Source organism: Planctomycetota bacterium, from assembly GCA_039182125.1.
Taxonomy (GTDB): domain Bacteria; phylum Planctomycetota; class Phycisphaerae; order Tepidisphaerales; family Tepidisphaeraceae; genus JBCDCH01.
Genome location: JBCDCH010000028.1, coordinates 39,431 through 46,341, shown reverse-complemented (window position 1 = coordinate 46,341; position 6,911 = coordinate 39,431). Strand labels below are relative to the sequence as shown.

Here is a 6,911-nt window from a genome sequence, read left to right as displayed (position 1 = left end):
GCGGCGGAGGTGCCAGACGTGGGATACTTCGGGCATTGAAAACAGTTGAACTGCGTTGCTTCGACAACCTTGTCCACTGCGAAGCAAACGACCCGCGTCATGGCTGACGCGGGTCGTTAGGTTTAAGCGAGGATTTTGCCTTGCTTGAGATTACCAAGGCGTGACTTTGACCCGATCGAACTCGCCGCGTGTGACTTTCTCGGCGTGGCCATCGACAAAGGTGATCTGAATACCGCCGCCCTCACCCTCGGTGTCAGGACTGGGAATCTCATCAAGCTCGACATCGTTGTAGTGGCGATCGGTCGGGATGCGGCCACGGAGCCAAGGCGTCTGCAAGATGCCGCCGAGGGTTCCCCAGAGCTGCTGGTCCTCATCCGTAGCGCCGTTGAAGACCATGTAGTTGGTCGTGTAGGCGAGGATGTCGACGCGGTCGAGGGTGGAGACGCCGATAAACGGGCGGTTGCCGGCATCGGCGAAGAAAAGCGTCTCGGAGCCGCTGCGGACCTTGGTCAGGTTGCCATTGGCCGGCTGCCCGAGGTCGCCGGGAGCGCCACCTCCGCCAGGGTTGTTCCCAGGACCGCCAAAGACACCCATGGTGCCGCCAGCGTTGTACTCACCATTGCCCGAGTCGGGGTTGACGTCGGCGGCGATGTCGATGTTGATGCCGTAGGACGCCTTGGCATAGTCCGTTTCGACGCCGGTGCCCGAGCCGAACGTGTTGACGAAGTTGTTTCCGGGGTAGTAGCCGACCGGCTCTTGGGTTGCCCACTTGTCGCGCGGGCAGACGAACACTTCGCTGCCGTCGCTGTTGCCTTCGTAGCGGCCGCTGTCGGTGTTGGCGCGGCCGACGTACTCACCGAAGGCGCTGATCCAGTCCAGCGGCACCACGTCGGTGCCGAGGCGGTCGGTGAGGATGCCGCGCTTGCCGCTCTTGAGGGCGTTGCCGCTCATCACGACATCTTTGTCGCTGACGGTCTGGACACGACCAAGCTCGGCCTGCATGAGGTTGCCGGCAAGAGCAAGCTGCCGTTGGTTACTCAGGCACTTGACATCCTGTGCGGACTGTCGGGCTCGTTGCAGACTGGGCAGCAGGATGCTGATCAGCAGGGCGATGATGCCGATGACGACCAGGAGTTCGACGAGCGTAAAGGCGGTTTTGCGGTGGGTTCGCAGTTTGGGGTTCCGCATGGGAGGTCTCCTCACGAGAGAAAAATTGGGTAGGGGTCACGCCACCTCGGGTCGGTCCTTCGACCGGCGGGTACGCGTCAACATCAGACACGCGGCAGCGGCAAGTGTTAGCACGGTGGAAGGCTCGGGCACGTTCACGCCCAGCCGGTACGGTTGGCCGTCGATCAAAACCTCGACGGGTTCGAGCGGTTCGTCGTAACCGAAGCCATAGTTGGCATTGATGATGAACAGGTCGGGCTTATCGACGACGCCCGAGCCGTTGGAATCGCCGTCGGCCCAGCCGCCCTCTTCCTGCCAGTTTTCGATCAGGATCAGGAAGTCATCAACATCGACGAAGCCGTCAAGGTTCGTGTCGCCGTAGGCGGTCTCGAAAACCTCTTCGACGATGAGATCGACGTCGGCGGTGTCGATGACGCCGTCGCCGGAGAGGTCGTAGTACCAATCGTCGAGCGAGCCGTCGGCGGTGCCGAAGTTGGCACGCAGGTCGTCGATGTCGAAAGCGTCGGTGGAGCCGAACTGGTTGACGTTGCCACGGCGAAGCTCCGCGGCGCGAGCCTCGGCGGCGGCGTCCACGGAAAGCTCGTCCATGTAGATGGCTTCGAGCGCGAACAGGTCGGCGCTGGTCACGCGGCCGTCGCCGTCGATGTCGGCGGCGGCATTGAACTGCGTGTCACGGGCGTACAGGAACTGCTCAAAGCCGCCGGCACCGATGACGTCGGTGGTGTCGAACACGCCGTCGGCGTTCACATCACCGAGCCCGGCGCCAATGCCGTCGATGTACACGCCGGCGAGACGCTGAATGCCGACGTTGCCGGTAACCTCGAACGTCACGGTCGTGAGTGCGTGGTTGCCATCGATCAGGCCGTCGGTGTAGTACTTGAAGATGTCACGGTCGATCTGCTCGGCGCGGTTGCTTCCATTGACGAACGAAAGGATCTGCTCGTCGGTGAGGCTCGCGGGCAAGTTGACGAAGACGTGAACGCTGTTGGCGGTCTGGTCGGTCGACTTGACGAGCAGATCACGCTCGCCTTCGGTCGCGCCGTTGAACGACACCGCCTCGTCGAACTCGACCTCGGGAGCGAGGCGGTCGACGTACAGGGCTTTCTTGAACGACGAGTAGACCGGCGGACCACCGTCATCACGTTGGCGGAAAGCGATGACCTCGACGAAGTTGACGCCCTCGGGCAGTTGCGTCGTGTCGACGGTCTGGAGGAACTCGCCATCGCCGCCAAGGGCGAGCGGGGAGGATTTGTCGGTGAACAGCTCGAAGCCGTAAGCGACCGAGCCGGGCTGGACGAAGTCGACGCGGCCGTTGCCGTTGGCGTCGAGGCCACCGTTGAGCTTGAGCAGCGCACTATCCCCGTCGGCATCGGGATCGCGGAACTGACCGAGCAGGTTGACTTCCTCGGTTTGCAGTTGGACCTGGAAGGTGTCGGCCGAAACGACGTGGAGATCGGTGAGCCGGGTGGTGCCGTTGGTCGCCGCGGTGGGCGTGCCGCCTTCGAGGATGAAGTCGACATTGGACAGCGAAAGTTCGCCCTGCGGGGTGGCAAGTCCATAGACAAGGTAGCCATCGCCGCCATTGGCCCGCTGAACGCGGAGGTCGACATTGCCATTGCCATCGACCTGAACGAGTTCAGGGATGTCGGCGTCGAGCGCGGCCTTGCCGGTGAGTTCGATCAGGTAGGTTCCCGGCTCGAACGTGGTGCTGACCGTGCGCTCATCAAAGCCTTCGTCGGTTCGGCTCGAGAGCACGACCAACGCGGACTTCTCGCGTTCGTAGATCAGTTGATTTTGCTCGACGAGGTGCGGGAGAAAGTTGCCGCGACCGTGGGTGTTGCGGATGCCGACGAGCGTGGTGATGGTGTCACCGTAAAGCCCGCCGAGCGCATCGCCGCGGCCGTCTTTCGGGAAATCGCGGTTGGGGCCGAACTCCTCGGCGTTGAAATAGGTGACATGATTGCCCGGCCGCATCAGCAGGTAGGCGTTGGCCACATTGCCGAGGAAAGCGCCGTTTTCGTCATGCGACGCGTCGAAGGAAACGCCTTGGCTGCCGTTGTTGAGCCCGTCATCGTTGAGGTCCTGCGACGCGTTGAGGATGTTCCGCCAATCGTTGCCGAAGCCGTTGCCGGTGAGGTTGGCCTTGAGGGCGAAGTGCAGCGGGAAGTCGAGCGCGTCGCGGTTGCCGCCGACACTGTTGGAGCCGTCGACCAGGTCCTTGCGGATGTACTGCTGGATGATGCCCGCGTTGCCTTCGAACGCCTCGCCGAAACTGAAGACGTGGTTGATCGACCCGTCGAGCAGCAGGCGGGGGTTGGCCTCGTAGACGGCGCGGTCGAGGTAGTTGAACACCCACGGCTCGACGTGCTTGACCGCATCGAGGCGGAAGCCGTCGAAGCCGACGTCCTGAATCATCCACTGGGCATTGCGCATCAGGTAACCGAGCGCGTTCTCCTCGACCGGATCGCCGGTGGCCCAATCCGTGGTTTCATCTCCGGTGAAACGGTTAAAATCATGGACCGTAAAAGTCTCGTTGGTCGTCGGATCGAAGTACGTCCGGCCGGGGCCGTCGAGGTCGGTGTAAAACCGGCGGTTGGCCTCGGTCGGCTGGTCGGCGAGCAGGCCGAAGTACGGCGTCGTCCCAGCCGGCACGTTGTTGAACCCCGGCACGGGATTACGGACAAACTGAATGTTCGAGCTGTGATCGATGTCGATCAGCCCGCTGATGCGTTCGGTAAAGACGCTGTCGACGAACGTGTGGAAGTCACCGCCGGTGCCGCCCTCGCCCTGAAAGACGAAACCCGGATAGCCGCCCGAGGCGACGAACTCGCTATCGAAGCGGTCGGAGAAGCCGTTGTGATTCCAGATCAGGTCGGCGTACGTCTGCGCGCCGAAACGCTGCCAAGTGCCGATGGCGGCGCGGAGTTCCGACTCGGTGCCGTAGAGCGTTCGATCGTCCGGGTTGCCGAGGTTGAACCGGTCGTACACGTCATAGCCAACGGAGAAACCGCCGGTTTCGGCCCGGCCCGGCGGCGGCATCCACACGCTGCCGTATCCGGCCGCCCAGGCATCGACCGAGCGGTCCTCGATCGTCGTCCACGACGCGTCGAAGATCTGCAGGATCGCCGGAGCCGACGTATCCTGCGCGGAGGCGATGGCGCCCATCGCGAACACGGCGGCACTGATGGCCGATCGGGATGAAGTTCGGTTCAACACGTCGAAGCTACTCCTCAAACAGGCAATCCTGTAAATCAGCCGGTCATCATTCACGATGACCGGCCGAGTTGTTCCAAAGCTGCGACCCCGACGAAGACGGATGCCTCCGCCGGGGCCTGCTCGCGTCATGGCAGGGGGGAACCATGACCGCGAACGGTCGTTGCCGCCGTCGTTTACTTACGACGACGCAGCAGGCCGAGACCCGCGACACTCAGCAAGCCAAGGCTCGCCGGCTCGGGGATCACGGTACTGGTGTAGGTCAGCGACTCTGTGAACGTGACCGAGCCGGTAAAACCGGGGTTCGGATCCGCGTCGAGCACGAAGTCGGCCGCACCGATCGTTTCGTCCGACCGGAACGCGGTTTCGCTGATCAACGAACCGACAAAGTCGAAAGAACCGCCCGGGGCGATCCCCAGATCGGCCAACGGCACTTCGAACACAAAGTCGTTCGCATCGTCATCAACGAAGAACACGAACGGCAGTCCGCCATCGCCGGGATTCTCGATCAGGTCGAAAATGACCAAGCCGAACTCGCCGATCACGACGGACGTGTCGGCCCCGAAGCCGGGCGCGAATGTGGCCAGAGTGCGGGTGTCGTCGTCAGGCAGTGCCGGATCGTTGTCGTTGAATCCGCTGGTGGCCGTACGACCACCGTCATCGGTGTCATCCAGCAGCGCGGTGTCGGCCAAGCCGCCAGCGGTGTTGTCCAGGTAGAGGACAAGAACGTTGCCGGCGAACGGGCTGTCGAGCGAGATGGTCGCGTTGGTGCCGTCGTCGGTGATGTTGAGCGTGTTCGTGCCGATAGCACCGCCGAAGCCGGTGTTGCCATTGCCTGCGAACGAAGCGGCCGATGCAACCGCCGGCGTGGCGATCAAAGCAGCCGCTGCTGCGAGTGCAAGATTGCGTGTACGCATGGTAAGTTTCTCCCGAAAGTTTGCCGTCGCGTGCCCCATTGACATTTGGCCCTTGAACACCTTGCGGCGGCATGTTGTAAACCGTTTCATCATTCCGCGACGGATCCAATCGGCCACGGCAACATACCCACAACGGGCATGCGATTCCGTGATCCTACCACCATCCCAGGGCCTGTCAACGCATTTTGCGTAGAGGCTGGGCAGGAATTTCCTTGATTCGCGACAGTGCCCATTAATTCATCAGCCGAGCCGGCACCCTGCCTATCGGCGCGGAACGGACTTCATCGGCCGATCGAAACCGTGGGCTTTACCGTTGTTCGATGATGTGTTAAACTAGTTCACCTTCCTGCCGGTACCGAACGGGCCGGTGTGTTTGCGCATCCAAACTGGCGCACCGTCGCCCGCCCGCTTCCCTCGCCACCAACCGCCATGGCTCAAGCTGACGTTTTATCGGTCAACACTGCCAAACCACGCCGGCCGCGTCAGGTTTCGCTCCGCGACGTCGCCCGTGAGGCCGACGTCTCCGTCGCGACGGTTTCCATGGTCCTCAACGAGAACCCCCGCATCTCTCGGGCCACCCAGACACGCGTCCGGCAGGTCATGAAAAAGCTCGGCTACCAGCCGAACCGGCTCGCCCAATCACTCTCCGGTAAACACACCCACGTCCTCGCCATCCTCCTGCCGGCCCTGCGACACGCGTTTGCCGATGCGTATTTCGGAGAGTTGCTCTCGGGCATCTCCGACACGGCCCAACGCCTCGGCTGGAAGGTTCTGCTCGAACAGGCCAAACCCGACTACATCAAGGCCAACAAGCACGTCGAGCTTTTCGAACGCCGCTACGTCGATGGCATGCTCTTGCTGGGTACCTCCGACAGCCAGGCGTACCTCTCGGACTTACAACAGATCAACTGCCCGGCCGTCGTCGTGAACAACCGCCTGCGGGCCGATGGCGAGGGCAACAACTACATCGACTGCGATCATGTCGTTTGCGACTACGCCGGCGGCGCGCAACAGGCCCTGAACTACCTCACCCAACTCGGCCATCGCAACATCGGCCTGATCTCGGCGGCACCGGACATTTCCACGGCGTGGGAGATCCAGAACACCTGGCACAACGCCCTGATCAAGCTCGGCGTCGAGCCGACCGACGAGTGGATCGCCGACGGTCACTACACCGAGGAAGGCGGCGCGGCCGCTGCCCGTCAACTCATGAAGTCCGACACGCATTTCACCGCCCTGCTGGCCATGAACGACAAGATGGCCATGGGGGCGATGGCCCACCTGAACCACAAGGGCATCAAGGTGCCCGACGAAATCAGCGTGGTCGGTTTCGACGACCTGCGGCATGCCGCGTTCGTCAACCCGGCCCTGACGACCATCCGCCTGCCGCTTTACGACGTCGGCGTCACCAGTTGCCGTCGATTGCTCGAAAAAGTCAAAGGCAAAGACAAGCCTGTCGCCGACGTTCTCGACACGCACCTGATCGTGCGAGAGTCGACGGCGATGGCGGCTAAATGACAACAGAACTTGATTGGATGCCGGGCCTGGTCACTTAAGTGACCAGGCCGAACGCCAAAAATCCTTGAGGAGACC

Annotated in this window: 4 protein-coding genes; 1 reads left to right on the top strand and 3 read right to left on the bottom strand. The window is 62.3% G+C overall.

Features of this window, described 5'->3' with window-relative positions; all coding sequences use genetic code 11:
- Positions 1-150 precede the first annotated feature (150 nt).
- From AAGD32_09375 to AAGD32_09365, 3 genes are all read right to left on the bottom strand, one after another.
- Positions 151-1,188: a prepilin-type N-terminal cleavage/methylation domain-containing protein gene (locus AAGD32_09375; GenBank protein MEM8874458.1), complete on the bottom strand. Its 1,038-nt coding sequence runs from the start codon at positions 1,186-1,188 to the stop codon at positions 151-153.
- A gap of 36 nt (positions 1,189-1,224) precedes the next feature.
- Entirely contained in the window at positions 1,225-4,401 is a 3,177-nt protein-coding gene (locus AAGD32_09370) for a hypothetical protein (protein MEM8874457.1), read from the bottom strand.
- Between the two features lie 176 nt (positions 4,402-4,577).
- Positions 4,578-5,318, bottom strand: coding sequence for a PEP-CTERM sorting domain-containing protein (locus AAGD32_09365; GenBank protein ID MEM8874456.1), 741 nt, complete (start codon positions 5,316-5,318; stop codon positions 4,578-4,580).
- A 429-nt stretch (positions 5,319-5,747) separates the two neighbouring features.
- Between AAGD32_09365 and AAGD32_09360 the strand changes: the two genes are divergently transcribed.
- Positions 5,748-6,836: a LacI family DNA-binding transcriptional regulator gene (locus tag AAGD32_09360; GenBank protein ID MEM8874455.1), complete on the top strand. Its 1,089-nt coding sequence runs from the start codon at positions 5,748-5,750 to the stop codon at positions 6,834-6,836.
- The last annotated feature ends 75 nt before the right edge of the window (positions 6,837-6,911 follow it).